This is a genomic window from Paenibacillus tyrphae (assembly GCF_000722545.1).
Lineage (GTDB): Bacteria > Bacillota > Bacilli > Paenibacillales > NBRC-103111 > Paenibacillus_G > Paenibacillus_G tyrfis.
In genome coordinates, this window is sequence record NZ_JNVM01000031.1 from 72,051 (window position 1) to 98,217 (window position 26,167).

36 protein-coding genes are annotated in these 26,167 nt (G+C 51.0%); 26 read left to right on the forward strand and 10 right to left on the reverse strand.

The genetic code is table 11. The features are described 5' to 3' along the window. Positions 1–13: 13 nt before the first annotated feature. Positions 14–526, reverse strand: coding sequence for a hypothetical protein (locus tag ET33_RS28580; protein WP_152570721.1), 513 nt, complete (start codon positions 524–526; stop codon positions 14–16). 181 nt (positions 527–707) lie between these two features. Here ET33_RS28580 and ET33_RS28585 point away from each other — a divergent pair, with 181 nt between their 5' ends. Then, positions 708–3,329, forward strand: coding sequence for a glycosyltransferase (locus tag ET33_RS28585; protein WP_036690105.1), 2,622 nt, complete (start codon positions 708–710; stop codon positions 3,327–3,329). Positions 3,330–3,463: 134 nt separating this feature from the next. Here ET33_RS28585 and trxA read toward each other — a convergent pair whose 3' ends face one another. After that, positions 3,464–3,796, reverse strand: a complete 333-nt coding sequence (gene trxA, locus ET33_RS28590) for a thioredoxin (RefSeq protein ID WP_036690107.1) — start codon at positions 3,794–3,796, stop codon at positions 3,464–3,466. Continuing rightward, positions 3,786–4,175 (reverse strand): MerR family transcriptional regulator, encoded by a 390-nt coding sequence (locus ET33_RS28595; RefSeq protein WP_036690336.1) that lies wholly within the window; start codon positions 4,173–4,175, stop codon positions 3,786–3,788. Before ET33_RS28595 ends, trxA begins: the two co-directional genes overlap by 11 nt. A 107-nt stretch (positions 4,176–4,282) precedes the next feature. On the opposite strand from ET33_RS28595, the gene ET33_RS28600 reads away from it, so the two are divergent. The 4 genes from ET33_RS28600 to ET33_RS28615 all read left to right on the forward strand — a co-directional run bounded on the left by ET33_RS28600 (position 4,283) and on the right by ET33_RS28615 (position 7,139). Then, positions 4,283–4,786, forward strand: coding sequence for a GNAT family N-acetyltransferase (locus ET33_RS28600; RefSeq protein ID WP_036690109.1), 504 nt, complete (start codon positions 4,283–4,285; stop codon positions 4,784–4,786). A gap of 26 nt (positions 4,787–4,812) precedes the next feature. Continuing rightward, positions 4,813–5,097, forward strand: a complete 285-nt coding sequence (locus ET33_RS28605) for a hypothetical protein (RefSeq protein ID WP_036690112.1) — start codon at positions 4,813–4,815, stop codon at positions 5,095–5,097. A gap of 102 nt (positions 5,098–5,199) precedes the next feature. Beyond that, positions 5,200–5,799 (forward strand): histidine phosphatase family protein, encoded by a 600-nt coding sequence (locus ET33_RS28610; RefSeq protein WP_235206840.1) that lies wholly within the window; start codon positions 5,200–5,202, stop codon positions 5,797–5,799. Between the two features lie 83 nt (positions 5,800–5,882). Next, complete coding sequence (locus ET33_RS28615) at positions 5,883–7,139, forward strand: aspartate kinase (protein WP_036690114.1); 1,257 nt, start codon at positions 5,883–5,885, stop codon at positions 7,137–7,139. Position 7,140: 1 nt separating this feature from the next. Here the strand turns inward: ET33_RS28615 and ET33_RS28620 are convergent, their stop codons facing one another. From ET33_RS28620 to comA, 3 genes are read right to left on the reverse strand one after another with little or no spacing between them, the layout of a single operon-like run. Continuing rightward, positions 7,141–7,605: a DUF441 domain-containing protein gene (locus ET33_RS28620; protein WP_010499056.1), complete on the reverse strand. Its 465-nt coding sequence runs from the start codon at positions 7,603–7,605 to the stop codon at positions 7,141–7,143. A gap of 60 nt (positions 7,606–7,665) precedes the next feature. Next, positions 7,666–8,415, reverse strand: coding sequence for a 2-phosphosulfolactate phosphatase (locus ET33_RS28625; protein ID WP_036690117.1), 750 nt, complete (start codon positions 8,413–8,415; stop codon positions 7,666–7,668). A gap of 21 nt (positions 8,416–8,436) precedes the next feature. After that, positions 8,437–9,276, reverse strand: a complete 840-nt coding sequence (gene comA, locus ET33_RS28630; RefSeq protein ID WP_036690120.1) for a phosphosulfolactate synthase — start codon at positions 9,274–9,276, stop codon at positions 8,437–8,439. Between the two features lie 137 nt (positions 9,277–9,413). On the opposite strand from comA, the gene ET33_RS28635 reads away from it, so the two are divergent. The 9 genes from ET33_RS28635 (at position 9,414) to ET33_RS28675 (ending at position 15,690) form a co-directional block, all read left to right on the forward strand. Beyond that, complete coding sequence (locus ET33_RS28635) at positions 9,414–9,686, forward strand: YqhV family protein (protein WP_036690123.1); 273 nt, start codon at positions 9,414–9,416, stop codon at positions 9,684–9,686. Between the two features lie 69 nt (positions 9,687–9,755). After that, on the forward strand, positions 9,756–10,742 hold the full coding sequence (gene spoIIIAA / locus ET33_RS28640) for a stage III sporulation protein AA (protein ID WP_036690125.1): 987 nt from the start codon (positions 9,756–9,758) through the stop codon (positions 10,740–10,742). 34 nt (positions 10,743–10,776) lie between these two features. Beyond that, a complete protein-coding gene (gene spoIIIAB / locus ET33_RS28645) occupies positions 10,777–11,295 on the forward strand; it encodes a stage III sporulation protein SpoIIIAB (protein WP_036690129.1) in 519 nt (172 codons plus the stop codon). 34 nt (positions 11,296–11,329) lie between these two features. After that, entirely contained in the window at positions 11,330–11,533 is a 204-nt protein-coding gene (spoIIIAC, locus tag ET33_RS28650; RefSeq protein WP_010499062.1) for a stage III sporulation protein AC, read from the forward strand. A gap of 15 nt (positions 11,534–11,548) precedes the next feature. Next, positions 11,549–11,938 carry a stage III sporulation protein AD gene (gene spoIIIAD / locus ET33_RS28655; RefSeq protein ID WP_010499064.1) on the forward strand — a complete coding sequence of 130 codons (390 nt, stop codon included), beginning with the start codon at positions 11,549–11,551 and terminating at the stop codon, positions 11,936–11,938. Positions 11,939–12,073: 135 nt separating this feature from the next. After that, positions 12,074–13,234 (forward strand): stage III sporulation protein AE, encoded by a 1,161-nt coding sequence (spoIIIAE, locus tag ET33_RS28660; RefSeq protein ID WP_235206846.1) that lies wholly within the window; start codon positions 12,074–12,076, stop codon positions 13,232–13,234. Between the two features lie 29 nt (positions 13,235–13,263). Further along, complete coding sequence (gene spoIIIAF / locus ET33_RS28665; protein ID WP_036690133.1) at positions 13,264–14,007, forward strand: stage III sporulation protein AF; 744 nt, start codon at positions 13,264–13,266, stop codon at positions 14,005–14,007. Positions 14,008–14,012: 5 nt separating this feature from the next. After that, entirely contained in the window at positions 14,013–14,645 is a 633-nt protein-coding gene (spoIIIAG, locus tag ET33_RS28670; RefSeq protein WP_036690135.1) for a stage III sporulation protein AG, read from the forward strand. 64 nt (positions 14,646–14,709) lie between these two features. Further along, positions 14,710–15,690: a SpoIIIAH-like family protein gene (locus ET33_RS28675; protein WP_036690136.1), complete on the forward strand. Its 981-nt coding sequence runs from the start codon at positions 14,710–14,712 to the stop codon at positions 15,688–15,690. A gap of 288 nt (positions 15,691–15,978) precedes the next feature. On the opposite strand, the gene ET33_RS28680 is transcribed toward ET33_RS28675, so the two are convergent. From ET33_RS28680 to ET33_RS28695, 4 genes are all read right to left on the reverse strand, one after another. Further along, the gene (locus tag ET33_RS28680) at positions 15,979–17,058 is read right to left on the reverse strand and encodes a tyrosine-type recombinase/integrase (RefSeq protein ID WP_036690137.1); all 1,080 of its coding nucleotides are present in this window, start codon (positions 17,056–17,058) and stop codon (positions 15,979–15,981) included. Between the two features lie 18 nt (positions 17,059–17,076). Then, positions 17,077–17,445: a hypothetical protein gene (locus tag ET33_RS28685; protein WP_051775758.1), complete on the reverse strand. Its 369-nt coding sequence runs from the start codon at positions 17,443–17,445 to the stop codon at positions 17,077–17,079. A gap of 3 nt (positions 17,446–17,448) precedes the next feature. After that, positions 17,449–18,057, reverse strand: a complete 609-nt coding sequence (locus ET33_RS28690) for an ImmA/IrrE family metallo-endopeptidase (RefSeq protein WP_036690141.1) — start codon at positions 18,055–18,057, stop codon at positions 17,449–17,451. Between the two features lie 113 nt (positions 18,058–18,170). Further along, positions 18,171–18,533, reverse strand: coding sequence for a helix-turn-helix domain-containing protein (locus ET33_RS28695; protein ID WP_036690143.1), 363 nt, complete (start codon positions 18,531–18,533; stop codon positions 18,171–18,173). Between the two features lie 197 nt (positions 18,534–18,730). Here ET33_RS28695 and ET33_RS28700 point away from each other — a divergent pair, with 197 nt between their 5' ends. The 12 genes from ET33_RS28700 to ET33_RS28755 all read left to right on the forward strand — a co-directional run bounded on the left by ET33_RS28700 (position 18,731) and on the right by ET33_RS28755 (position 26,127). After that, entirely contained in the window at positions 18,731–18,958 is a 228-nt protein-coding gene (locus ET33_RS28700; protein WP_036690145.1) for a helix-turn-helix transcriptional regulator, read from the forward strand. Positions 18,959–18,973: 15 nt separating this feature from the next. Continuing rightward, entirely contained in the window at positions 18,974–19,252 is a 279-nt protein-coding gene (locus ET33_RS28705) for a hypothetical protein (RefSeq protein ID WP_036690148.1), read from the forward strand. A gap of 179 nt (positions 19,253–19,431) precedes the next feature. Next, positions 19,432–19,662: a helix-turn-helix domain-containing protein gene (locus ET33_RS28710; protein ID WP_235206842.1), complete on the forward strand. Its 231-nt coding sequence runs from the start codon at positions 19,432–19,434 to the stop codon at positions 19,660–19,662. Then, on the forward strand, positions 19,655–19,930 hold the full coding sequence (locus ET33_RS28715) for a hypothetical protein (RefSeq protein WP_036690153.1): 276 nt from the start codon (positions 19,655–19,657) through the stop codon (positions 19,928–19,930). Before ET33_RS28710 ends, ET33_RS28715 begins: the two co-directional genes overlap by 8 nt. Further along, positions 19,912–20,187, forward strand: a complete 276-nt coding sequence (locus ET33_RS28720; RefSeq protein ID WP_036690156.1) for a hypothetical protein — start codon at positions 19,912–19,914, stop codon at positions 20,185–20,187. The genes ET33_RS28715 and ET33_RS28720 overlap by 19 nt, the downstream gene beginning before the upstream one ends. Positions 20,188–20,226: 39 nt before the next feature. After that, the gene (locus tag ET33_RS36745; RefSeq protein WP_051775760.1) at positions 20,227–21,225 is read left to right on the forward strand and encodes a hypothetical protein; all 999 of its coding nucleotides are present in this window, start codon (positions 20,227–20,229) and stop codon (positions 21,223–21,225) included. After that, positions 21,203–21,568 (forward strand): replicative helicase loader/inhibitor, encoded by a 366-nt coding sequence (locus ET33_RS28730; protein WP_036690158.1) that lies wholly within the window; start codon positions 21,203–21,205, stop codon positions 21,566–21,568. The genes ET33_RS36745 and ET33_RS28730 overlap by 23 nt, the downstream gene beginning before the upstream one ends. Next, positions 21,531–22,922 (forward strand): replicative DNA helicase, encoded by a 1,392-nt coding sequence (dnaB, locus tag ET33_RS28735; protein WP_051775762.1) that lies wholly within the window; start codon positions 21,531–21,533, stop codon positions 22,920–22,922. Before ET33_RS28730 ends, dnaB begins: the two co-directional genes overlap by 38 nt. Continuing rightward, the gene (locus ET33_RS28740) at positions 22,919–23,185 is read left to right on the forward strand and encodes a hypothetical protein (RefSeq protein WP_036690161.1); all 267 of its coding nucleotides are present in this window, start codon (positions 22,919–22,921) and stop codon (positions 23,183–23,185) included. Before dnaB ends, ET33_RS28740 begins: the two co-directional genes overlap by 4 nt. A 12-nt stretch (positions 23,186–23,197) precedes the next feature. After that, a complete protein-coding gene (locus ET33_RS28745; protein ID WP_036690164.1) occupies positions 23,198–23,545 on the forward strand; it encodes a hypothetical protein in 348 nt (115 codons plus the stop codon). Between the two features lie 12 nt (positions 23,546–23,557). Continuing rightward, positions 23,558–25,162: a PcfJ domain-containing protein gene (locus tag ET33_RS28750; protein ID WP_036690167.1), complete on the forward strand. Its 1,605-nt coding sequence runs from the start codon at positions 23,558–23,560 to the stop codon at positions 25,160–25,162. Next, positions 25,159–26,127 (forward strand): DUF3102 domain-containing protein, encoded by a 969-nt coding sequence (locus ET33_RS28755; RefSeq protein WP_036690171.1) that lies wholly within the window; start codon positions 25,159–25,161, stop codon positions 26,125–26,127. Before ET33_RS28750 ends, ET33_RS28755 begins: the two co-directional genes overlap by 4 nt. The last annotated feature ends 40 nt before the right edge of the window (positions 26,128–26,167 follow it).

Consider the following 26,167-nt stretch of genomic DNA (forward strand, 5'->3'; position numbering starts at 1 on the left):
GCAGCCTCCTTTCTCAAGTTACGGAATTTACGTTGACGAGAGGGATTAAGACAATGTCGCCGGTAGGCTCTTTGATTTGGACAAAATCATCGCCGACTGTAGTCAGCGTACCGGAGATGGAGCCTGCGTTCGAATCGATAGATACCGTCGTACCGACACGTTCTTGCAACAGCGTTCGAACGGCACGGCTCGGGGCGGTGAGGCTCGCTACTTCCGCTTGCAAGTTGCTAATCTGTGTGGCGAACGGCTCCGTTTGGGCTGCAAGCGCGGCGACTTTCCCGCTTAGGCCTTTCAGCGACTGGTTCGTTAGCGCCAACTGTACGGCCAATTGCTTCTCTTGCGCGGAGACGGCGTTCACCTGCCCGGCGAGCCGGCTTACGTCGCGCGAGATTCGATGAAGGCGCCGGTTTAAGCTGGTAAACAGCCTGAGCAAACGGTGACGGAGCCTGTTGACGATGTCTAACAAGGTCGGGCGTTTCTTTCGGGGAGCCTTCTTTTTGCGTGCCGGAATACATTTGCTTTTCACCAAAAGGATTCGCCGTAAGGACACGGTCATTACACACTCCTTCCTAGTAGATACGTTGTACCATATGTTGGTCAAATGTGGATAGGAACTTGTCAGGTCTAAATTGATGAATCAACCTATTTATGGAAGGAAACGAACGCAGACCGCAGTTGATTTGGCAACGAAGGGGAGGTAGAGGAAGGTGACGGCAGAGACCAAACCGCACTTTCGTTCGGAATACCATTACAGGCAGCAGTATTATACCAGCTTCCTGCATGGTCCGATCGATCCGCATGCAGCGGAAGTGATGAAGATGATGGGGAACAAAGCATACAAAGCGATCGTCGTATTCCCCGAAGCCGTTCCCTGGGAGCCGCTCCAGCGTCCGCAGCAGCTGCTGAAAGAATTTGCCCGCCGAGGTTATCTTTGTTTCTTCTGCGATCCTACCGGCGAGCCATTTCAGCTTCGCGAAGCCGAGCCGAACCTTTTCGTCGTGAGCGGCGAAGCGTATTTGCTTCCTGCGCTGCGCAGCCAATCCGTTATTGTGCTGTGTACTTGGCTGATGCAGATGGCTTGGGCGGACTTATTGCCGCATAAGGTGCTTTGGTACGATGTGCTCGACTGTCTTGAATTTTTTTCGTTATACGATGAGAACATGCTCGAAAAGCACCGTCAAACGACGGTCCAAGCGGATATCGTGACCTATTCCGCGAAATCGCTGCAGAGGTATGTGACGGAACGGCCCGACGCCTATTATTTGCCAAACGCTGCGAGAATCGAAGATTTCGAAATGCCACTGGGCTTTACTCCCGGGGATATGGCCCCGTTTGTCGCAGCAGACTCCCCGGTCATCGGATATTTCGGAGCGGTGGAGGAATGGTTCGACGACGAGCTGGTGCTGGAACTGGCTCGCAGAAAGCCGGAGTGGCAGTTCATCATTATCGGCAAAACGGGCATTCCCAAGGATAAACTCGATGCGCCCAACGTCCGCTTGCTTGGGATGAAGCCGTACCATCAACTGGTACACTATGGAAAATGGTTTCATGCGGCCATCATTCCATTCCGCGTCAACGAAACGACCAACGGCGTGTCTCCCGTCAAATTTTTCGAATATGCAGCGCTCGGCCTTCCGGTCGTGTCTACGCCGCTGCTGGAGTTGACGGCGTACCGGACCGATATCCTGCGTCTGGCGGAAGGCGCTGACGAATTCGAAGCGGCGCTCGAATCGGTCCTAGCTCCGGAATTCGCTGCGATAGCGGCCCGGGAAGGGGTCCGTTTCGCCGCAGGACACCAATGGTCGGAGCGGACGGATCAAGCGGAGTGTCTGTTGGAGGAGCGGCTGGGAGCCTGGAAGGCGTATGCCAATTACGATCCGGCCGGCAAGGCGGCGGTGATGACGGTTACCTTTCTGGATTATGAAGGGGAGAAGTTCTATAACGGTGGAGCGGAGCGGTATTTGACGGATTTACATCGGCTGATGGAGCAGCAGGGGATACCGCTTACCATCTATCAGTACGGCCATGATGCGTGGCTGCGACGGGTTCGGGGCATCGACGTCGTGTCCTTATCCAGAGGCGGGCAGCACGCGAAGCAATATACGATTCCTACCGTCAAAACATACAGCCGGTTGTTTCAGGAGCAAACGGTCGAGCGTTCGGGACTGACGGTCTATTCCGCCTTTTTCAACGCGTGGCCTTATGAAACGAGCGGTTCGGGCATCGGTATCATTCACGGCGTGAGCTGGGATAACCCGGATTGCGGCTATACGGACGGGACGGTTTTCTGGGAAACGAACCGCCGTTTTATCGAAGGGGCCCGGCTGTGTGGAACGCTGGTGTCGGTAGATACGAATTCGGCGAACTGGCTGCAGACAGTCGATTATGCTTTGGGCCACGCGATCAAAGTGATTCCGAACTATGTCGATACGGACGAATTTACGCCAAGAGCCGATTACGACAAGCCGGGCGGCCGCATCGTTATCTTGTATCCCCGGAGATTGTACCATGCGAGAGGGCTGTACCTGGTGCTGGAAGTGATCGATCAAATTTTGCTTAAATATCCCAATGTCGATTTTCATTTCGTCGGGCAAGGACTCGATGACGACCTTCGGCAGGTGGATTTCAAAATCAAACGGTGGCCCGGTCGCATTAAACGGTACTCGCTTAAGCTTGACGACATGCCGCAGGCTTACCGGCAGGCGGATATCTCGCTGATCCCGACGCTGTACAGCGAAGGCACGAGCTTGTCCTGTCTGGAGGCGATGGCTTCCGGGAATGCGGTCATCGCCACCCGGGTCGGCGGCTTGACGGACCTCGTCGTCGACGGGTACAACGGGCTGCTCATCGAGCCTAACGCCCATGCCTTGAGGCAAGCCATCGGCAGGTTGCTGGACGATCCGGCGAAGCTCGTTTCCTTCAAGCAAAAAGCGACCGAGGTCGCCGAGGTGTTCACCAAGAAGCGTTGGAACCGGCAGTGGACCGACATCATCGCTTCTCATTGGCGCAGCCGTGCCGACTTGTCCGCCTCCCCCGGCCGCAGCCGGCTGATCGAGATTTGGCTGACCAAGTTCCCGGCAGAACGGAGCGCAGGTCAAGTGATCGTGAGCTATTTGGCTGGAGGCGATTTGGTCTATGTTCGGGTGAAGGATGGGAAGGCGTACCGATCCTATAGCTTCGGCCGCTTGCAATGGCTGGACTGGGACGATCCGCAGCACGACGAACCGGATGAGCTTATTGTAGAGCGGGGAATCGATCGGGAGTTCGGGCGTCCGGTCCGAACCTTGGCGATTGAACAGGGGGAATGGAGCATGGAGGCTGGCAGCTAAGGTGCCAGCCTTTTTTTAATTAGGCAAAGTTTCCGTTAAAATCATCCGACATACAGGGAATTCCACCATACGCCAAAATATGGTACGATGAACAGGAAGAGGTACGGCTGGCGGTACGACCAGTGCCTGGCTGGTTAGCGGGCGGCCACGGCCGAGTACTTGGCAATCAAGCCGCGGTATGTCTCTTTCGGCCTCAAGCCGACCAGCCTTTCGACAGGTTCGCCGTCCTTGAGCAGGATGACCGTCGGCATCGACATCACCCCGAATCGGGCCGCAATTTGTGGTGACGCGTCGACGTCCACCTTCAGAATCGTCACGCGCTCTCCCAGCTCTTGCCCGAGCTCCTCCAGCAGCGGGATCAGCCTTTTGCACGGCGGGCACCACGCAGCGGTAAAATCGACCAGCGTCAGTTCGGATTTGCGGATATCTCCGGAAAATTCAGCATCGTTGCTTGTTTTAAGACTCATCGTTCGTTCCCTCCATAGATTCGTTATCGGTTCGTTCCGATAGAATAGATTGTATGCGCTCCTTCAGATTGGACCTGATCCGGACCAGCGTCTGGATTTGCTCGTCGATTTCCTTCAGCTTCTGCTGGTAAACGGGCAATACCTCATTGCAGAATGCTTCTTTGTTCATGAGCACACAGTGCAGAAAACCGGCAATCTGCTCGGTAGACAAGCCCAGATTCAGATACAACCGGATCGTTTTGACCTGCTCTACGGCGAATTTGTGATATTCCCGGTAGCCGCTTTCGGTGCGGGCCGGCGCGATAAGCCCTTGCTTCTCGTAATAGCGGAGCGATCGGATGCTGGCTCCGGTCGCCTTGGATAGCTCGCCGATTTTCAGGGCCATCCCTCCTTCAGGTGAATTGCGGATCGTAGTTTTATTATAGACCGTGACATTAATGTCAGAGTCAATCGTTTTTTTGCATCTATTAAAAAGGAGGATAAGTCATGATACTTCGTAAACTGGAGCCTCAAGACGTGGAGGCATTTTGGAGCTTGCGGTTAAAATCACTGAAAGAGCATCCGGAATCGTTCGGATCGAACTACGAGGACGCGTCGCTTACCGGTATGGACGAGGTTCGCCGCCGTTTTCCGAATTCGGCGGACCAGTTTCTTCTGGGAGCGTTCGGAGAGAACAACGAATTGATGGGCATGATCGGCTTTCGCCGGGAGTCTTCGCGCAACCTGGCTCATAAGGGCATGCTGTGGGGAGTGTACGTGGATAGCGCCCACCAGGGGAAAGGGATCGCCACCGCGCTGCTTCGGCATGTGATGGAGGAGGTGCGCTCGCTGGACGGGCTGGAGCAGGTTTATTTGGCTGTGGTGACCGTCAACGAACCGGCGGTTCGATTGTACCGTTCGGCCGGATTCGAAATTTTCGGCACCGAACCGAACGCGTTGAAAATCGGCGGCGAATCGTACGATGAATATTGGATGGTATGCAAACTATAGATGACGGGATTCAAGGAGAGAACCGGATGGTTAAAACAATAAGGAACGCCATTTTGTTCGCAGCGGTGGTTCATATTCTGTATGTTATCGTGCAAGTCGTTTCGGGGATGCTTCTCACCATGCGGCATGTGCCGAAGATCGTCGACGCTTATTCGAGCAAGCAGGCGCTGGAATCGCAGGTTTCCTTCGGGCTGACGGCAAGCCCGTCCGGATGGCTTTACGCACTGACCTTCGCCGGCAGCGCCGCCTTGTATGCTTTTGCCCTACAGCCGCTGTTGCGGAGATGGGCCGATCGACGGAACCGGCTGTAGCTTCTCGGGCGGCGCTAACGATAGGTAGCATGGAGGATACGCCCGTTTCGTATAAATGAACAGGAGCAGTTTGCCTACAGCAAACGATGGACTGGGGGGAGCATGATGGATTTGGTATTCGTCATTCACGGTGAATCGCAGCATTCGCTCGGTTTGCCCGGAAGCCGGGAAATGAAGGACCCGCAGCTCACGGAACGAGGCAGAACGGACGCGCTTCGGCTTCGAAGCTTGAAGCCGCTCTCGGATGCGGATGCGGTCATCGCCGGTCCGACGCTGCGAATGCTTCAAACAGCGGAGCTCTGGTGCGAAGGGATGCCTGTCGCCCGGTTTGTGCATCCGCTCGCAGGTCCGCGTCAATATCCTTTCCGTTACGATTTTCATACGATGCCTTGTGATATGCCGCTTGAGCCTGGCCGGCTTGCGGGCCGGTTCCCCAAGTGGCAGCTGCCTGCCGACTTGCCCGAATATTTGTGGCTGCAGGGCATTCATACGCTGCCGGGCCTGCTCTTCGCCCAACAGGCGGACCGCTTTCTTGCATGGTGCCGCAATCTAGGCAAAGAACGGGTCTATGTGGTGACCGAAGCGGGTACGAGCCGAGCCTATCAGGCCCATCTGGCTGAAGCGCGCTGCAGCGGCGCAAGGGAACTGATGACAAGGTTGGAAGAAGACGGAAGCTTCGCGTTATCCGTCTGCTCGGGTTGATATTTTACTATTTCAAGAGAGACAGGGCATATGATATAATAACTCACTAGTTATGTAAAAGTTTGCGTAGGGAGTGAGCAGCTTTGTCTCTGATAGTGATGAAATTCGGCGGGAGCTCCGTAGGTGACGCGGAGCGGATGAAGCGGGTGGCGAACCGCATCGTGGAAAGAAAGCTTGAAGGCCACGGTTGTGTCGTCGTCGTTTCGGCCATGGGAGATACAACGGACGATTTGATCGATTTGTCCAAACAACTGTGCCCCGGCACACCGCCGGCGCGAGAAATGGACATGCTGCTGACAACGGGCGAGCAGGTTTCGGTTGCGCTGCTGGCGATGACGATCCACAGCCTCGGGCACGAAGCCGTTTCGTTTACGGGCTGGCAAGCCGGCATGTACACGGAAGCGCTTCATGGTAAGGCGCGCATTACCGATATCCGTCCGGATCGTATCCGCAATGCGGTCGCAGCCGGCAAAATCGTTATCGTTGCGGGTTTCCAAGGCATGACGGAGGAAGGCGAAATTACGACGCTCGGACGCGGCGGGTCGGATACGACGGCCGTGGCGTTGGCGGCAGCCATTGAAGCGGACGTCTGCGAAATCTTCACCGATGTGGACGGCATTTATTCCACCGATCCGCGGATCGTGAAGTGCGCGCGCAAGCTGAACGAAATTTCGTACGACGAAATGCTGGAGCTTGCCAATCTCGGAGCGGCGGTTCTGCATCCGCGAGCCGTGGAATACGCCAAAAATTACAACGTACGGCTGGTCGTCAGATCCAGCTTCAATCATAATGAGGGCACGAATGTGAAGGAGGAAGCGGCGATGGAACAAGGCATCGTAGTACGCGGCATTGCTTACGACAAAAATGTGGCGAGAATCAGTATTTTGGGAGTGGAAGAAAAGCCGGGGCAGCTGGCTAAAGTTTTCACTGCCTTGGCCAACGCGCAAATCGATGTGGATATCATCGTCCAAAGCGGCGTACAGAATGGTCTCGCCGATTTCTCCTGCACCGTATCGCTGTCCGATCAAGAGAAGGCGCTTCAAGTTATCGAAGGAATTCGTCCGGAAGTCGGCTTCCGTCAAGTGACCTCCGAAACCAATCTGGTTAAAGTATCCATCGTTGGCGCGGGCATGGTCAGTACGCCGGGCGTGGCTGCGAAAATGTTCGAGGTCATCTCCGAGCTTGGCATCAGCATTCTGCTGGTGAGCACGTCCGAAATCAAGACATCCTGCGTCATTGAAAACGGCCGTCTGAACGAAGTGATCGCGGCGCTGCACAGCGCTTATGGCCTCGATACGGATCAGACCGTATTTGTGGGCGGCCCTTCTGATAGAAGATAATTTAACGCAGCTTATCGAAGACGAACGTAAACAGCTTAAACAGAAAAGCGGTAATTCCGGCGGCCATCAGCGGCCCGACCGGGATGCCTTTCAAGAAAATAATCCCGAAAATGGACCCAATGACAAGACCCACAATCAATTGTGGGTCTATTTTTAATAACTCCAAGCCTTTGCCGTTCATGTACGTTGCGATTGCGCCTCCGACCAAGGCCAAGATCCCCGGCCAAGTGGTGAACATCGACGTCACGTCTTTAATGGAAATCCGTTCGCTGGCGAACGGAACCAATACCCCCATCGTCAAAAACAACAGTCCGAGCTCCAGCCCTCTCCGTTCGATGGTAGGCAAATACCGTTCCAAACTGATGAGCTTAATAATTAACAGCACGCACGCCGCCGTTGTAATAATATGGGAGCGACCGATCAGACCGATGATAATCAGCGCCACCAGCAAAATGTCTCCGTTCATGGTCAGGCCCCTTGTCCATTGGTTTCTTTTCCAGTGTATGAACGAGGGCTTGGTTTAGAACTAGAGCGAGGCCGAGGCGGGTTCCGGCTCCAGCTTTCCGGCACGCACGACAGGAGCCAAGGACAATAGATCGATTTGCGAGCAGTACGTCACATCGTCACGGAAGCCGAGCTTGGTCAGCCGTCGTCCGCCTGCGCAGGAGAGCAGCATTTCGGTCAGACGGTCCTGTACTTGCCGGTAGGCATGGAGCATAGCCAAGCCGAAATCGCCGACCGCCTGTGCGGCCGCCGGACTGTCCGGATCGCAGCCGGATAACCGGAGCAATTCGTGCACAAGCAGACCGGCGCATAGGCCGTCTTCCAGCGAGAACACGTCCTGGGCTCCCGAGCAGACCAGCGCGATTTCCTGGTCCAGCAAGACCGCCTTACGGGCGCAGGCCCCGGCGTTCAGGAAAGCGCCGATCAGCACGTGATCCGCCTTCCTGGCCTTATGAATCGCCCGGGTGCCGTTTGTCGTCGTCATGATTAACGTTTTTCCGGACACGGCTTCAGGCGTGTACTCGAGCGGAGAATTGCCGAAGTCGAAGCCGGGAATTTTTTTGCACGAACGCTCGCCCCCCAGCAAAGTCCCCGGGCTCTGCAAGCTTTTCGCCTGGCTCACCGTTTCGACCGGGACAAGTGTCCGGCATCCTCCGGCAAGCGCTGTCAGCATCGTGGAGGTTGCACGAAGCACATCGATGACGATAACGGTTTTGTGCTGAAGATCGTCGGACCTCGCTTCGTTAATGCATGCGATCACTTGAATATTCATGGAAACCGGACCTCCCCCGCTTCAAATTTGCCAATCCCACGAATGGCCGACGGCAGCGGATTGCAGCCCTTCGGGAAGCATCGTATCCGAACGGAGCCCCCGACGGAGCGCTTCGAGCGAGATGACGTCCGAAGGAGCGACGTTGCCCAGATGAACGTCGGCTCCCAGCATTTGCATCAGATGCACCTGCTGCTCCTTTTGCGGCGCTTCCCAGAGCAGGACGCCCGGACTCGGCACTTGGCTTAGCACCTGCGCGATTTCCTTATCCTTGCAAGCGCCTTGAGCGTCGTAGATGCCGACGCCTTTGCCGGATTCCCGGCCTTCGATCGTGACAAGCGCGGCACCAAGCCCGGTATCCACAATCACCGTCTCGATCAATTCGTCCAATTCGATGGTGGAGCCCCACCCTTTTTTCCCGTATTCGGTAATAACCGTGAGCCCCGCTTCCACGCCTCGGGAGATCAGCTCGCTGCGCAGACTCCGGGGCACCTCGATGGTTCCGTCCGACACTTCCACACCGCTGAAGCCCATGTAAGCTGCCATATCAAAGTAATGTTCGACCGCATCCTGCCGGATCGCCACCTCCAGAAACGTGCCTCCGGGGTAGACGATAATGTCGTGGGCTTTGGCCATATCGATTTTTCGCTTAAGCAACTCCGTCCTGTAAAGCGGCGAGGTGCCGAACCCGATTTTCAGCATGTCGATATAGACGCCTGCCGTTTGCAGCAAATCCTCAAGCGCATGAAGCCCAAGGCCTTTGTCAATCACCATCGTTTTGCCTAAGGCTCGCGGCTTCTCCGTACGACGCCCGGTCGGATCGCTGAGCAGGGTGTTCCACTGCAGCGCTGATGTAACCTCCATCTTGTATCGCCTCGCAGTAACTTTAAAGTTGAATTACGGTGTCATCATATGCATTTTGGGCGAATGGTGTGCCCCGCAAGCCTAAAATAAGACGAGCCCGCATAACATTACATAAGGAATGCGAAGGGGGGAAACGCATGTCGGTCATTAATAAAATCGTCCTCAGTATGGCGCTGATCCGAATCTTCTCGGGGAGCATCGAGATTATGGCGGGGCTGCTTATGCTGCGCTATAACCAGATTGAGAAAGCGCTTCTGGTCAATTCGGGGCTGGCGCTGGTCGGGCCTTTCGTGCTGCTTACGACAACGACGATCGGACTCGTGGGGATGGCGGATAAGCTGTCGGCGGGTAAAATGCTATGGGTGCTTGTCGGCGTGAGCTGTATTTTTATTGGAATCTTAAAAAAGTAATCGGTCATAGTTCAGTAGATTGCATCATACATATGATTGTAAAAGATGGACAGCTTGGGAGGGATAGCCATGATCCGGTCACTGCTGCCGTTCTTCTCTGCCGATATGCAGCAGATCCTAGCAACTCTACCAACCCGCATTGCCGCCGATCTGCAAGAAATCCGGATCCGCGAAGAGAGGCCTCTGGAAGTCGTCTGGGCCTCGGGCTGCGGCTTCGTATCGGACAAGGGCGGCTTGTGCGCCGATCCCGGGCAAGCTTATCGGCCGACGCGCCGGGACTGCGCGGAGCTGCTGGAGCAGCTGACGCAGCATTCGATGTACACGTTCGAGGAGGAGCTGAAGCGGGGATTCATTACCGTTTCCGGCGGACACCGGATCGGCCTGTCCGGACGAACCGTCCTGGAACAAGGAAAAGTAAAGTACATCAAAGATGTCAGCGGCTTCAACGTCCGGCTGGCGCGGGAATGGAAAAATGCCGCCAAACCGGTTCTTCCCTATCTGCTCGAACCGGGCGGCGAGCGGGTGTACCGCACGCTGATCGTCTCTCCACCGCAGCAGGGAAAGACGACGCTGGTCCGCGATCTGGCCCGATTGCTAGGCACGGGAGGAGCGGACAACGGCTTGCGCCGATCCTTCAAGATCGGCATCGTCGACGAACGGTCCGAGATTGCAGCTTGCGTCAAAGGGGTGCCCCGCTTCGATGTCGGGTACCGGACGGACGTGCTGGACGGCTGCCCGAAGGCGGAAGGCATGATGATGATGATCCGCTCCATGTCGCCGGAGGTGCTGATTGCCGACGAGATCGGCCGGGCCGAGGACGCGCTTGCGATCCACGAAGCGCTGCACGCAGGCGTCGGCGTCATCGCTACGGCCCACGGCCGGGACGCCGCGGAGCTCAGGCGCCGTCCGATCCTGCGCGAGCTGCTCGAAGACGGCGTGTTCGACCGCTTCGTGGTGCTGGCCAGACCGCCGGGAGCGGGCCCGGAAACGGCCGTCTATGACAAGCAGGGCAAACGGCTGGACGACAGGCTGGCTTGGAGAGGGGGGCTGAGCTGATGAAACGAACCGATGAAGAGGATGAGGAACCCGCATGCTGAAGCTGCTTGGCGCCATGCTGATTTTGCTGGCAGGCACGCTGTTCGGTTTTTACCAAGCTTCCCAATTGTCGCGCCGACCGAGGCAAATCGCCGATCTGATCCGCATGCTGCAGCGGCTGGAAACGGAAATCGTCTACGGCTTCACGCCGCTGCCGGACGCGCTCCGACGCGCCGCAAGAGCGGATGACTCCCCGGCGGGCGCTTTGTTTGCGGCCGCAGCGGAGGAACTCGGCAAGCCCGGCGGCCGTTCCGTACAGGCCGTTTGGGAGCAGGCGGTGAGCCGGGGATGGAAAACGACGTCGATGAAGGCGGCGGAGCGGGACATTTTGCTGCAGCTTGGCTCGACGCTGGGGCTGACGGACCGCGATGACCAGGTGAAGCACCTGAGGCTCACCGTCAGCAGCTTGCAAGGGGAAGCGGATATTGCGCGGGACGAGCGGGAGCGGTACGAGCGGATGTGGAAAAGCCTCGGCCTGCTGATGGGCGCGTTAGTCGTCATTTTAATGTATTAGAAGCAGAGCCAGGCTTAAGGGTGAGGTGCCGCCAATGAACGTGGACGTAAACGCGATATTCCAGATCGCCGGCATCGGCATCATTATCGCAATGATTCATACCGTGCTGAAGCAGATGGGCAAAGAAGATATGGCGCATTGGGTTACCGTGATCGGCTTCGTCGTCGTGCTGTTTATGGTGGTCCGGCTGCTGGATAGCTTGTTTAAAGAGATCAAGACGATTTTTCTCTTCCAATAAAAGCAGGTGAAGCCCGTGGAAATCATTCAAATCGTAGGGCTCGGATTGGTGACGACCGTGCTGGTGCTGATCATTAAGGAACAAAAGCCGATGTTCGCCTTCCTGCTGACGGCCTTCACCGGCATTACGATCTTTCTCTTTCTGATCGGCAAAATAACCGCCGTGATCGGAGTGTTGGAGGAGCTGGCTAACAAGGCGAACATCAACCTGATTTTTCTGAAAACGATTCTGAAAATCATCGGCATCGCCTACATTGCCGAATTCGGCGCCCAGATCGTCCGGGACGCCGGTCAGGAAGCGATCGCCTCCAAAATCGAACTGTCCGGCAAAGTTCTCATTATGGTGATGGCGATTCCGATCGTCTCCGCCATTATCGAAACGGTCGTCAAGCTGCTTCCCGCATAGCTCCGGAGATGGGCAGCTCGGCATGAAAAAGCGGGTGGAGGCGAAACGATGAGGCGGCGCTGGATGCAAGGGTTACGACATTCGTGCAGGAGATTGGCTGCCGGCGGCGCGCTCCGGCTCGGGTTGCTGCTTGGCATGGCGTTCTTCGCGGGGCTCCTGCCGGAAGGGGGAGCGGGCTGCTGTGGCACCGCATATGCCGCCGTACCGGCGGAAGAGCTGATCCGGGAGCAAGCGCAGCGGCTGCCGCTCGATCAGGTCGAGCAATTCTGGAGCCGGCTGACCCGGCAGTACGGCGGATATTTTCCGGACAGCCGGGCCCCGAGCTTCATGGAGCTGCTGCTCGGAGCCAAGGATTTCGGCCTCGGTTCGGTTTTCTCGGGACTGTTCAAATACTTGTTTCACGAGCTTCTCTACAATGGCAAGCTGCTCGTTTCCATCGTCATTCTTACCGTGTTCAGCATGCTGCTGGAAACGCTGCAAAGCTCCTTCGAGAAAAATAACGTCAGCAAAATCGCCTACGCCATTTCGTTTCTGGTCCTGATGATTATGGCGGTCAACAGCTTCAGCGTAGCGATCGGCTATGCGAAATCGGCGATAACGGATATGATCCACTTCATGATCGCCGTCGTGCCGCTGCTGCTTACGCTGCTCGCCTCCATGGGCAATGTGGTGACGGTTACCGTCATGCACCCGCTGATCGTGTTCATGATCCACGCCGTCGGGACGGCGATCTACTTCATCGTATTTCCGCTGCTGTTTTTCTCGGCGGTGCTGCATATTGTCAGCTCGCTGTCGGACAAATACAAGGTGACCCAGCTTGCGAATTTACTGCGGAACGTCAGTGTCGGGTGCCTTGGGGTTTTTGTTACGGTATTTTTGGGGGTCGTTTCGGTACAAGGCATCGGCAGCGCCGCGGCGGACGGGGTGACGATCCGGACGGCCAAGTACATTGCCGGCAACTTCGTGCCGGTGGTCGGGCGGCTGTTCTCCGACGCCTCGGAGACCGTGATCGGCGCATCGCTGCTGGTGAAAAACGCAGTAGGACTGGCGGGGGTCGTCATTCTTCTGGTGCTCTGTGCCTTCCCGGCGCTCAAAATATTGGCGCTTGCCTTCATCTATAATGTGTCGGCTGCGGTGATGCAGCCCTTGGGAGATAACCCGATGATCACGTGCTTGGAAACAATTGGGAAAAGCTTGATTTTCGTATTTGCGGCGCTTGCCGTCGTCGGGCTGATGTTTTTCCTGGCGATCACCATTGTGATTGCCGCTGGGAACGTATCTGTCATGATGCGCTGAACCGCGTCCCGCGAAGGAGAGGATGACGATTGGACTTCCTGAGCGGGTGGCTCAAGTCGATCGTCATGGTCATCTTGCTCGCCACCTTCGTCGACCTGCTGCTGCCGAACCAATCGATGCAGCGCTACGTCAAAACCGTGATCGGCCTGTTCCTGCTGCTTACGCTGCTGCAGCCGCTTTTCTCGCTGCTTGGCCAACGGTCGCAATTGGATGAGCGTGTCAAGGACGCGTTGTTCAAAAGCGGAGCGGCGAGCCCGGAACGGATGGCGGGCGGGGCAAGCGGAGAGGTCGAATCGCTGCCCGTCACCCTGCAGCGGGCCGAAGCGCTGAAAGCCAAGCAGCAGGAACAGTCGCGGAAGCTGGTCGAAACGCAAGCTGCCGATCTGATGAAGCGAAGCATCGAGCAGAAGGCTGGAGTGAAGGTGCGAAGCATTCAGGTGGAGACCGCCGCCGATCGCGAAGGCCAGCTTGTCATCCGCAGCGTCTCTCTCGCCTTGGAACCGCAGCCGCCGATTATGCCCGTCACGGATACGGCTTCAAAGCCGGGTAGAGGAATCGAGCCGGTCAAACCGGTGGAACCCGTTGCAGGTGTCGATATCCGTATCGGAGAGCCGCAATCCAGGCCCGTTTCCCGAATAAGCGGCAGGGAATCGGATGAAAATAAGCTATCGCCTGAATGGTTGCAGAAAAAGACGCAAATATTACTGATGTTGGAGCAGGATTGGCAGATAGGCGGAGACCAAATCCGGTTGGAGCTGGCGGTGGGGAGGTGATGCGGATGGGAGAGATGCGAAAGAGGATGCAATCTTGGCTTGGCGGCGGCCCGGGCGGCCCCAAGCGGGTGCAGACGTTTCGATGGGTGCTGCTGCTCGGGCTCGTAGGCGCTGCGCTTATGATTCTGAACTCGTTTATCACCGTGAAGGAGGTGGATCCCATCGGCACGGGACGGGCGTCTCCTCCCGATCAGACCAAGCCGGCCTTCGGTCAGGGAAGCAAAGAGCGTAGCCTATTCAAAGATTATGAGGAAGCGTATGAAACCGAGCTCAGAGACATCTTGTCGAAAATTGTCGGAGTAGGCGATGTGGAAGTGCTGGTGACCATTGAGTCGACGGAGGAACTGAACGTCGAGCGCAACACCAAGGAAACGCAGCAAATTACCAATGAGAAAGATCCGCAGGGGGCCACGAGACATATCACCGACGTGACCCGTAACGGCGAAGTTGTGCTCTACGAGATTTCGGGCGGCAAGCAGCCGCTCGTCGTCAAGACGATTAAGCCGAAAATCCGCGGCGTGCTCGTCGTCGCCAAGGGCGCGGAGAACTTGACGGTGAAAAAAATGATTACCGAAGCGGTAGAACGAGGGCTGGACGTTCCTGCCCACCGGATATCGATCCAGCCTCGCAAGCAGTAAGCCGTACGGGGCCGGTGCGATACATTCAATATTAAACAAGGATAAACGTTAAGGAGGATATGCAATGAATTCGAAAAGACAAACCATTTGGCTTGTATCCATGCTTAGTTTGATGGTGGTGCTGTCCGCTTACTACTTGTTTACGGAAGACGTGGGCAATGTGGAAGTGACGGGGACGACGCCGAAGGAAATGACGATCAATGCCGGGCAAACGGACGCAAAGCATCCCGTATCGACGGATGCGGCCGGTCCGCGAGGCGAGCAAAAGCCGGGGCAAAAACCGGAAATAAAGCCCGAGCAGAAGCCTGAGGTGAAACCGGAGCAAAAACCGGAAATAAAGCCGGAGCAAAAGCCCGAGATCAAACCCGAGCAAAAACCGGAAATGAAGCCCGAACAAAAGCCCGAGATGAAACCGGAGCAAAAACCGGAAATGAAGCCCGAACAAAAGCCTGAGATGAAACCGGAGCAAAAACCGGAAATGAAGCCTGAGCAAAAACCGGAAATGAAGCCTGAGAAGAAGCCCGAGATGAAGCCGGAACAAAAGCCGGAAGGCAAGCCGGAGCAAAAGCCTGGAAAGGGCGAAAAACCCAGCAGCACGGGAGCGGAGACGTCGTCGATCGCCGCACAGCCGGTCTCCAAAAACGAAACGGACGCCAAAGTGCTGCAGCAGGTGCAAGCGCAGGCGCAGGTCCAATCGGGGAAAGACTATTTTGTAAATCTTCAGCTTAAGCGCAACGAGGAGATGGCTAAGAAGGCCGAGCAGCTCCTGACGATTATCGCGGACCCGAAACAAACGACCGAAGCTGCCGTTAAGGCCCAGGAAGAGCTGCGGAAAATCGAAGATATGGAAGCCAAGGTCACGAATCTCGAAGAAACCTTGACGAAAGATTTCCCGCAAGCCGTTGTAACACAAGATTCCAACAAATGGAAGGTTACCGTCCAAGCAAACAAGCTGGAGAAAAGCCAAGCGCTCAGCATCCTCGACAAAACGATCAAAGAATTGAGCGTCGGCCCTGACAGCGTATCGGTACAAATGATTCCTTAAGCCAGCATCGTGAACAAAATGCAGGTAAGGAGAGTCCGGAAAACCCGGCTCTCCTTTTTTTTTGCGGCACCGTTCGACGATTTTCGCCAAATTATTTTTTTTAGCTTTTTTGGACAGCCGATGGCGTTGAACAGTTCGCGCTATTCCCGGAGCAAGGAAACTCTTTTCTTACCGAAAGATTGTGATATAATAACAACACATCTTGATATCGTTAATAAATGTAGGCAATTTGGCGATAATAAATAGTGTCGCTCACAAATTTGCTCACATTTCCAAGTTATCCACAGTTCAATGTTTAAAAAACTCACTCGTAATAGTTTCAACTAATTCGGATTCCATCTTGGGAATGAAATGCGAGTAGGTTGAATTGACCGTCTGAACTGTATCACCCAAAAGCTCTGCTACAGCTACAATTGGATGTCGATTCATGAGCAGTATTGAAGCAACTGTATGTCTAATGTCATGGAATCGGATTCGAGGTAATCCAGCAATCTTGGTATCGGCGTAAAATCGATTTCTAATTGTTCTTGGATTGAAATGTTTTCCATTAAGCTCGAATAAATACAAAGTGTTTGAGTTTGAATGCGTCAATAATTCATCTACAACGTGCTTTGGTAATCTCAACGTCCTAATTGAGTTTGGAGTTTTAGTGTCATCAATCACAAAGCCTTTACCTAATCTTTTTAAGGCTTTTTCAATTTTTATTTGATTTGTTTTCTTTAAAATATCAGTTTTGTATAGAGCAAGTATTTCACCTATTCTCATACCAGTTGAAAAAACTAATGCATAAAATGCATACCGATCTGTACCGCGCATAGTCTTTAAGAAATGGCTGACTTGTTCTGGTTGCCAAACAGTCATTTTTTTTGGTTTGTAACTATATGGTGCCACATCTTTTGATACATCATATATTATAGCTTTTTTTTTCATTGCGTATTTAAATGTTTTTCTAAGAACAGCGGAGATATTTCTAATGACACCTTTTCCTTGTTTATCAACATTGAGAAGCTGACTGTAAAAGTCCTCGATATCATCATATGTGATTTTGTCGATTTTTTTATTGCCCAGATATTTAATGATACGCAAAACGTATTCCATTTGTTTTTCATAAGTAGTGGCCCTTACTTTATGCCTCACAACACTTTCGTAATAGGACATAATAAAATCTTTGAATGTTCTCCCTGCACTTTTGTGCCCTAGTCGAAGATTCCGATTAATTTCAAACAAGGCTTGTTCTGCTTCCTCTTGAGTATCACAAGTTCCTGTTTCTTGGATTCGTTTTTTAGTAATAGGGTTTTTACCAACATCAATAACATATTCGAATTTATCCCCGCGCGGACGAACGCTTCCCTTTAATTTTACTGCCATGAATTAAAAAACCCCCAATCAAGGCAAATAATATCTTACGGCATCTAATTTGAGAACTTCTTCAATGTCACACATTTGAATGACCAACTGTTCAATATTATTCAAATCGATACATCCTTCTTGAAGGATGCGTTTGTTTATACGTTGAATGTCAATTCCGAAAAAATCTGGGCGATGTGTAGGGATAGTGATGTCATCCAATTGAACGGTGGCACTTGCCATAGTCTCGGGGATATCATTCAGTTCCTTTCGATTGAAAGGAGCTGTGATAGGGATGTGAAGATATCTTTTATCCCATTGAATTTCACCACGCTTAAATGATATAAACATCCAAAAAGGCAACTGATGGCCTTCATGATAGTCATAATAAACCGTAATTTTAGCCAATCTTTACACCATCCTCTTTTTTGCCTGTATGGTCCGTAGCTTTTCTAAAATGTGGAGTGTTTCAGGCATGTATTCAAATCTGATTTGTACTGGAGTAATATGCGCGATAAAGTTCTGGTGTGAACGTTCCTGATTAATGCGCCGCTCAACTTGATCAATTCGTTTCTGTACAAAGGGGATCGGCAATTTAAACTCTTCAGCCAAGACTTTTATGTATGTTGGCCGGTGATTAATATCTTTGAATTCCACCAACATGTACACCGGCATGGCTGCATAAAGTTGAAAATGTGCCGCTTGGATTTCTTGAAGCTCCATTAGTGACTTGGGGATATGATGCTGAGACCCGACATGTCTTAACGGATGACATAACTCATGAAAGAATGCTTCACGTCGTTCTGGTTCGTCAAAGTTTGAATTTAACATAATAACCGCAAATTCATCATCCCACATAGCTCTGCTTTCCTCTTTTGTTTTACAGATTGCAACATTGAAAATGTTGGCAATACGTTCAATATCCATATCCGAAGCATAGTGTATACAGTTGTCTCGATACGACTTATTGATCCATTTTTCAAGATCTGATTGTTTGTACATTGATAAATTGAGATTCATGATGACACCCCTCTGGAATATGTTCTCAATAACGAATATTTACGGGAATGTATGTTCGTTTATATGTGTAAAAGAAAAAGCGCTTAGTTAGCACTTATTTCTTTACATCTTAACTATTTTTTCTCTTGCTCTTTCTTCCACTGTTCTTTTAGTTTTTCAAACAATTCAATATCTTCTTTCAGGCGTTTCGCTACTTCAGGAGTCAATTCGTGTTTGACCCCATCTAAATAAGCAATGTTAATGTTCGGATTAATCTTTTCTTTTGATGGCGGTGATGGGTCATCTGTTCTACCTAGAAGATAATCAATTGAAGTATCAAATAGGTCAGCAATTTTTTCTAAGGTTTTATAATCAGGGTTTCTACTTCCACTTTCATATGCAGTATACGCGGGCCGAGTTATGCCCAAATAATCTGCCATATCCTGTTGAGTCTTATTTAGTTTGTTTCGAAATGCCGTCAACCTACTCGATATCATCTGTATCACCAGCTAATAATTAATTTTAAATTAAGTTAATTTAACTTAATTTAACTTAGCTTAATTGTAACAATACGCTACATAAAAATAAATGTAACAATACGACACAAAAATGTGTTGACGAGTATCGAAACGTTACATATAATGAATACATGAAGTAACGAATCGCTACATAAAAAGGAGGGAGGTTTTACTTTTTGGAGCGAACTTGGTTAATAGAATTACGAATAAAACTAGGTTTTACGCAAGAACATGTTGCTGATCTTTGCGGTATAAAGAGACCATACTATACGATGATTGAAACTGGAAAGCGCAGACCTAGTGTTGAAGTTGCCCAAAAGATCGCATCAGTTATAGGATTTAATTGGGTGATTTTTTTTGATCAAAATGGTAACGAAACGATACTTTCGATTAAAACTTCTTAACGAAAGGAGAAAAAAATGGCCCAAAATCAACCTGGTATATACGAAAACAGAGTGATGGAATTGCTTGGGAGCTTAGCGGAAATGCTTTTGAAAAAAGAGCAGCCGAAAGAACCATTCGCGGAATATCCGGATTTGTTGTACGCGGAGGACGTTATTAACATTACCCGTTGGTCATCGAGTCACACCTACTCTGTAATGAAACGGCCGAACTTCCCACTCGCAAACGGAGGGGAAAAACCATACTGCGTTTTTAAACGTGACTTCATCAGGTGGCTTGAGCGAGAAGTTCCTTGAGGAGTGTGCCCGCTGCTGGGAACAGCGGGCAATCAGGGGGACTATAAAACTACATTACTTTTGGAGTAGGTTGCGAGGGGAATTGCGGGGAATTTTTTTCTTAAAAACATCATAGCCTCTTTTCCCATTCGCTTCCATTCCAATTTGGAATATTCGGAAAGGAGGAGGTTCGTTTGTTTATGACAGCGGATCATATCAGCCAATCATTACGCGAACAAAGGATCAAAGCAGGCTATACACAAGAGCAACTCGCGGCATATTTGGACATGACCCAATCGGATGTAAGCAAAATTGAAAATGGGAGAAAAATCCCTGATGCTGTGACATACGAAAATTGGCTTTGGCGGTGTCAGAATCAACCGCAACGTTATGAATTTTATTATGACAGGAGGAGAGGACAGCATGCGTGAATTGGCCAAAATGCTCGAATTAGCGGGGCTACAGTCTGGAGTGGTCTATGCCAGCGGAATCATGAAGGCTCGCGAGATAGTCCGTAGTGCTGCTGAATTTCGAGCACAGGAAACGATCAGGCCGATGACAGCCAGGATTCTTGCAGAAAACGAAAAAGCCGCCATGCCGGGCGACTTGTTCGTAAAAACAGAAAGTATGTTCTCATATAGTATACCTGCTTTGAAGTATGTTGACAAGGAGGTATCCGAGTGCGCCGTAAGAAATTAAAGCTAAATCAGGAACGTGTTCAAAATTGGATTAATGATTATGTATCCTTAGGAATTAGCGAAATGAAGAGCGGAATGGGTTTACTATCAGCCAAAAGCCATGTTCGAGCCGCAGCAAGCGGTGCACGTCAATTTTATTACTGCTTCGAAGGTTCGCCAGCGGATATTTTAACAAGAATCTTTGAAATAGATCTGGCTTTGGAAATAGCGGAATCTGTATTGTATGACAACTTTCGCCTTTTCCCACAGAAATATTAAATCATCATTTTCGAAAAGACCGGGAGGGATTCTTTCGGAATGGCTCATAACAACATAATCCCTATCTCGAACGGTCTTTTCGAACACAAAGAAAGGATCGGGCCTGCTATATGGGAGTTCCTGTGGTGTATCGATGCCGTGACCTCAGAAACGGTTGATGACAGCGGAGAACGCTGGGGACTTGTGCACGGAGGCGCGCCCGTTAAGCATGAAACGATCGCGGCCGAAATTCGGACGAGCTCCCGAACCGTGCAGCGGAATTTAGCTCTTCTGAAAAAGGAAGGCTACATAACTTCGCTTAGGGTAGCTCGTGGCGAAATCATCAAAGTAAGGAATAATAAGAAACCAATAAAGGACAAGAGATACGCCAAATGTGGCGCATCACTCGAAAGCGATACGTCAAAAGTGGCGTATCATGTACAAACTGCTATGCCAAAAATGGCAGATCACAAAGATGATGATACGACAAAACTGTCTTATCATGACCTAAATGATATGCCAAATATGGAACACCATGCGCCTAATGATACGCCAAAAATGGAACATCAGTTCGAAGGATACGCCAAAAATGGCGCGTCAGATTCAAATGATATGCCAAATGTGGCATCTCTAAAAGACTTTAAAGATTTTATTGCTATTACTCCTACTAATTTGGCACCCAAGGATGACGAAGGGGAAGATCCATATATTCAAATCCTGAATGCATACTGCAAATTGCATCAGCGATTCGACATTCATGTGAAGCCGAAGGAACGGCATGCCATGAATAAGCTGATTACGGATGGAATTCCAGCCCCTTTCACAATCCGTGCCATGGGATTACTTTATGCGGAAAAACAAAAACGCGAGAAAGAGGACTTCAAACTGCCATCAAGCTTCTTGTATTTCGTGGATGGGATTCGGGATGCGTGGAAGAACGAGAACACCAAACACGAAAGTAATCCAAGCACCGAGGCTAAAACTGGAAAGAACAAGCAGATGGAATTTTTGAATAAGCTGCTGGAGGTGGAGAAACGTGGACAGAGTGGAGGTCATTGAGCTCTTCATGAAGATCAAGCGTCACTATGCCAGCTTTGACGTGATGGATGTTCAAAAAATTGACGAGTGGCATCGTTTTTTGAAGGACGTTCCTGCTGGCGACGTGAACGCAAATTTGGATCGTTATATCGCTCGTGAAAAATTCCCTCCGACGATTGCCGAGCTCGTTAAGCCGGTTGAAAGCACGATTGATGTTTATCACCAACACATGAAAGAATCAGCAGCTTCAAAGCTGAACGAGATCGAAGCTTGGCGGGAAAAGGCAGTTCCGCCGCCGGACGACGTAAAAGAAAGGATGAGGCAAATTGCATCCGGAACATATCGAGCTCCCTTGCAGCCTTGAGGCCGAGAGAGCGGTGTTAGGTGCAGTATTTCTTTCGAATGAGGCGTTGATATCGGCCCAAGAGAAACTTATACCCGAAGACTTTTTTCATCCCGGAAATCGAATCATATTTCGGGCGATGATTCGGCTGGCTGACCAAAGTAGTCCGGTGGACTTGATCACATTGGGGGGCCAACTGCAAAGTCAAAATGAACTTGAAAAATGCGGCAGCGTTGCGTATTTATCTGAACTAGCAGGGGCAGCACCAACGGCAGCAAATATCGATCATTACGCCGGTATTGTGCGCGAGCTGTCACTTCAAAGGCAAGCGATTCGCGCCATGTTCAAGCAGATTACCGAGCGGACCGACTCGGCTAGCATGATTGCTGCCATGGAAGAGACGGCGGCGGAGATTTCGGAACGAGCCGTCCAAGGCCGGGAGTTTCACGTCCTCCGGGATGTCGCTATTCAAAGCTTCGAGCAAATGGAGCAGCGGTATTACTCCCCTACGAACGGAATTACAGGGGTAGCCTCGGGTTTCGATGACTTGGACCGTATGACATCAGGGTTCCAACGTTCAGACCTCATCATCGTTGCAGCACGACCATCCGTCGGGAAAACTGCCTTCGCGCTGAATATCGCGCAGAATGTGGGAATTCGGGGAAAAGAGACGGTCGCCATATTCTCGCTCGAAATGGGCGCGGCCCAACTTGTACAGCGCATGATTTGTGCCGAAGGAAACATTGACGCCGGGCGAGTACGAACCGGATTTCTTGATGGCGATGATTGGCAGCGAATCACGATGAGCATCGGAACGATGTCAAATTCGAACATCATGATCGATGATAGCCCGGTCGTGACGGTTCATGATATCCGCGCAAAATGCCGCAGGCTGAAAAAGAAACACGGACTTGGGCTTGTACTGATTGACTATTTGCAACTCATTTCGAGCACCAGCAAGCGCGACAACCGGCAGCAAGAGGTATCCGAGATTTCGCGTGTGCTGAAGCAAATGGCTCGTGAACTGGACGTTCCGGTCATCGCGCTCTCACAGCTTAGCCGGAACGTCGAGCAGCGGCAGGACAAGCGCCCGATGTTGTCTGACCTCCGGGAGTCTGGGGCGCTGGAACAGGATGCGGATATCGTCGCTTTCCTATACCGGGACGATTATTACGACAAGGAATCGGAAAAGAAAAACATCATCGAAATTATCATCGCTAAGCAGCGAAACGGTCCAGTCGGGACAGTGGAACTGGCATTTCTCAAGAACTTCAACAAATTTGTAAGTCTGGACCGTAGCCATCATGATTCAGTTCAGCCAAGCGAGGATAAGCGGAAGAATAATCGCCGGGCCCAAGAGGATGATGACGAATGATTCAGATATCACCGGTTGCAATATCCATGATTGAACAGGCATTAGGTCCGATCATCGTTGGCAAACGGAGAGATATCAACCGGATCGAATTGCACGTCTCTTGCGAATCGAAGCTGGCGCAGTGCGAATTTATCGATACTAAGCATGGACGTCTCAAGATCCGGCCGATCCATATGATACCGAAAGGGTACTCGTATCTTATGGAAAAACCGGGCAAACCAAAGCGGTCCTTTGCTTGGGTTTCCAAAAAGAACGCCAAATAAGGAGGTATATCAATGCAGGCGGAAGCAATTGTAAAAATCAAGTCCGAAATGGAAGCGAATAAGGATAATGCGTATATCCAGTACATCGGCCAGTTCCTCTTGCAGCGCATCGAGGCGAATCCGGACGACGCTGCAAAGCTGGCAAGCAAAGACAAAACGATTGCGAAAAGCCTTGAGGCGATGAAGAGCGAGGCCAAGAAGAAGCAGAAGAACGGCATGGCAATGCTGACGCCGGACGAAGGCCTCGCGATCGTGCTTAAGTATTTCGGCACCGCACCGATCGCCGTGACAACTTCGACTATTACGCACAAGAATCATGCTTCTGATTTCGACGTGAAGCTCGAAGACTTCGGATTGTAGGAGGGGAACGATGTGAGTAAAATTCGCGAAGCAGCTGATATGGCGGAGTTAATGCAGCACTTCCGCCTTGCGATTGATAAAAAACTCGTAAAGTTTGTTAGGGACGACGTGCTAAATCATAGCTCTTTCTTCTTTTATCAGCGCATGCCTCGAAGCTCTATTTATAAAGGCGTATGTACGTATTGCAAAGAAGAATACTCCGTTCGGGATTGCACGGTTTTTAAGCATAATACCTGGTGGCGCTGTGAAAAGTGTGGAGAGTCTGTGCAGTTGAAAGCTGCTGGGCGAGGGCGGGGGAAGATGGTTGATCGCGCTTATGCAGTCTGGTATGAAAAGTCTGCAATTGACTCAAACGTTATAGTCTCAACGGGTTACAAGGTGACACTTGATTATCGCAAAGTGATGACCCCAGAAATTGAGTTCGTGCCGGTTACACGATATCTGTTCCGGCATGGACACAGTGCACAAATGGCTGTACGGGATCATTGGACGACTGGATATTATATGAACAAACAGATTGAGTTTGGAAATGGATGGTCATTTACAAAACGTCCGTCTACCATCGTTGGTAAGTATTATTTTACTCGCCGGAGTTGTCAATCCAAGGACAGCGTCCGTGAAGCTGTCAAAGGAACGCCATTCGAGCGTAGCGAATGGCAGCAATTTTGGGCGGATGATCTGGATGCCGCCTACATCTTTTCCGCAATCGCCAAGTATCCGTTTATTGAATATTTGGTTAAAACCGGATTACGGAAGATTGCTATTGATATCGTCCGTAGAAATCCAACGTATGGAGCAATCAATCTTCGCGGGAAATCTCCATCTAAAATTCTTGGACTCAATCGGCAGGAATTCCGAGAGTGGAAGGCGACTTGCCCAAAAATGAAGGCGGAAACACTGAAAGCTTACAAATGGTGCCGTGACCGAGGCGCACGCATCTCTTGGGCGCAGGCTGAAGCATTCGGCGATGTAATAGCACCAAAGTATAGCTTCGATTCTATGAAACAAATCCTTCAATACGTTCCTGCTGAATGCTTGATCCGATATTCGTGGAACCAGTACCAAAAAAATCGAAAGCACTACAGGGAAATTCGAGATGTGATGACGACATATCGAGATTATTTAAGGGACGCCAAAGAATTAGAAATGGATATGTTGGATGAAGCGACGTTATATCCAAACAACTTGCGTGCAGCTCATGCGAAGACGATTTCTAAAGTTAAGTTGAAACAGGACCCTAAGACGAATCAGATGATCGTTGATAAGCAAAAAGCACTTATGCGGTATTGTTTCGAGCATGGGAATTTCTTGATTCGTCCGATTCAGGATGTTGGCGAGTTGTTTGCGGAGGGAGCTTCTTTAAATCATTGCGTTGGAAGTTACGCGAAAAGATACGCAACCGGAGACTGCATTATTCTTTGTGTACGCCGGAAAGACATTCCTGACGAGCCGTTCTATACGGCAGAAATTGTTAAGGACCGTCTCATGCAGTGCAGAACCGACGGGAACGACCCCATGACCCCAGAGGTGAAGATCTTTATGGATGAGTATATGAAATATTTGTCTACCGAATCGAAGCCAAGAAGAACGAAACAAAAGATGGAGGTTGCAGTATGACGACGCAAATTGAAATCCAAAGAACTCCTCATATCATCGCTGCCGAGATATGCAGCATCAAAGAGCAGACCAAAATGATGGTCCTCCAAAATAGTATTGAAATCGGCCGACGTTTGGTCGAAGCGAAGGCTATGGTAGCGCATGGCGAGTGGGGAAAGTGGCTTGAAGAATCGGTTGATTACTCTCAAAGTACGGCCAACAATCTGATGAAAATTTATGAAGAGTATGGTACTGATCAAATCGCACTTTTCGGCTCTCAAGTGAAATCCCAAGCGCTTGGGAATTTGGGTTATACCCAAGCAGTTGCACTTCTCGGGGTTCCTGCAGAGGAGCGAGAGCAGTTTGTCCAAGAGCACGATGTAGAGAACCTTTCCACAAGAGAGCTGCAAAAACTCGTGAAAGAGAAGCAACAGCTCGAAAAGAAGCTTCGGGATGCAGAGGCCAAAGCCGAAAAAGAGCGTCAAGAACGGCAAAAGATTGCTGAGCAGCATGGAAATATGGAAAAGAAGATCAAGGAACATGACGAACTGGTGCAGAGGCTGAATGCCGAGCTGGAGAAAGCAAAGTCGTCGGGGGATACAAAATCTGCTGAAAAATTGAAGGAATCTCTAGAAAAATCAAAGGCCGATCTTGATGCTTCTAAAAAACGCGTCAAAGAACTGGAGACGGAACTTAAGAAGAAGCCGATTGATGTTCCAGCAACGACGATCATTGAGAAAGTGCCCGAAGAAGTCGAACGCGAACTCGCCGAGCTTCGGGAAAAAGTCATCAAGAATGATAATAAGCCTGCTATCAAATTCGCTATATGCTTCGAGACCCTTGTATCTAATTTCAAAGACCTGCTTTCTTCGTTGGACGAAATCAAACAGTTTAAGCCAGAAGAGCACGAGAAATATCAAAGTGCGATTCTCGGCCTAATGGATAAGATGACAACAAGATTGAAAGGAGAGGATCAGAACGCTTGACATGTTTGGAATTGGCGTTCCGGGAATTCTGAATAGAAAT

Bases quoted from the DNA above. Each gene is read 5' to 3' on its own strand.
- trxA (WP_036690107.1), bottom strand. From the start codon at position 3,796: ATGAGTCTTAAAACAAGCAACGATGCTGAATTTTCCGGAGATATCCGC.
- ET33_RS28600 (WP_036690109.1), top strand. From the start codon at position 4,283: ATGATACTTCGTAAACTGGAGCCTCAAGACGTGGAGGCATTTTGGAGC.
- ET33_RS28605 (WP_036690112.1), top strand. From the start codon at position 4,813: ATGGTTAAAACAATAAGGAACGCCATTTTGTTCGCAGCGGTGGTTCAT.
- ET33_RS28610 (WP_235206840.1), top strand. From the start codon at position 5,200: ATGATGGATTTGGTATTCGTCATTCACGGTGAATCGCAGCATTCGCTC.
- ET33_RS28620 (WP_010499056.1), bottom strand. From the start codon at position 7,605: ATGAACGGAGACATTTTGCTGGTGGCGCTGATTATCATCGGTCTGATC.
- ET33_RS28625 (WP_036690117.1), bottom strand. From the start codon at position 8,415: ATGAATATTCAAGTGATCGCATGCATTAACGAAGCGAGGTCCGACGAT.
- comA (WP_036690120.1), bottom strand. From the start codon at position 9,276: ATGGAGGTTACATCAGCGCTGCAGTGGAACACCCTGCTCAGCGATCCG.
- ET33_RS28635 (WP_036690123.1), top strand. From the start codon at position 9,414: ATGTCGGTCATTAATAAAATCGTCCTCAGTATGGCGCTGATCCGAATC.
- spoIIIAA (WP_036690125.1), top strand. From the start codon at position 9,756: ATGATCCGGTCACTGCTGCCGTTCTTCTCTGCCGATATGCAGCAGATC.
- spoIIIAB (WP_036690129.1), top strand. From the start codon at position 10,777: ATGCTGAAGCTGCTTGGCGCCATGCTGATTTTGCTGGCAGGCACGCTG.
- spoIIIAC (WP_010499062.1), top strand. From the start codon at position 11,330: ATGAACGTGGACGTAAACGCGATATTCCAGATCGCCGGCATCGGCATC.
- spoIIIAE (WP_235206846.1), top strand. From the start codon at position 12,074: ATGGCGTTCTTCGCGGGGCTCCTGCCGGAAGGGGGAGCGGGCTGCTGT.
- spoIIIAG (WP_036690135.1), top strand. From the start codon at position 14,013: ATGGGAGAGATGCGAAAGAGGATGCAATCTTGGCTTGGCGGCGGCCCG.
- ET33_RS28675 (WP_036690136.1), top strand. From the start codon at position 14,710: ATGAATTCGAAAAGACAAACCATTTGGCTTGTATCCATGCTTAGTTTG.
- ET33_RS28680 (WP_036690137.1), bottom strand. From the start codon at position 17,058: ATGGCAGTAAAATTAAAGGGAAGCGTTCGTCCGCGCGGGGATAAATTC.
- ET33_RS28690 (WP_036690141.1), bottom strand. From the start codon at position 18,057: ATGAATCTCAATTTATCAATGTACAAACAATCAGATCTTGAAAAATGG.
- ET33_RS28695 (WP_036690143.1), bottom strand. From the start codon at position 18,533: ATGATATCGAGTAGGTTGACGGCATTTCGAAACAAACTAAATAAGACT.
- ET33_RS28705 (WP_036690148.1), top strand. From the start codon at position 18,974: ATGGCCCAAAATCAACCTGGTATATACGAAAACAGAGTGATGGAATTG.
- ET33_RS28710 (WP_235206842.1), top strand. From the start codon at position 19,432: ATGACAGCGGATCATATCAGCCAATCATTACGCGAACAAAGGATCAAA.
- ET33_RS28715 (WP_036690153.1), top strand. From the start codon at position 19,655: ATGCGTGAATTGGCCAAAATGCTCGAATTAGCGGGGCTACAGTCTGGA.
- ET33_RS36745 (WP_051775760.1), top strand. From the start codon at position 20,227: ATGGCTCATAACAACATAATCCCTATCTCGAACGGTCTTTTCGAACAC.
- ET33_RS28740 (WP_036690161.1), top strand. From the start codon at position 22,919: ATGATTCAGATATCACCGGTTGCAATATCCATGATTGAACAGGCATTA.
- ET33_RS28745 (WP_036690164.1), top strand. From the start codon at position 23,198: ATGCAGGCGGAAGCAATTGTAAAAATCAAGTCCGAAATGGAAGCGAAT.
- ET33_RS28755 (WP_036690171.1), top strand. From the start codon at position 25,159: ATGACGACGCAAATTGAAATCCAAAGAACTCCTCATATCATCGCTGCC.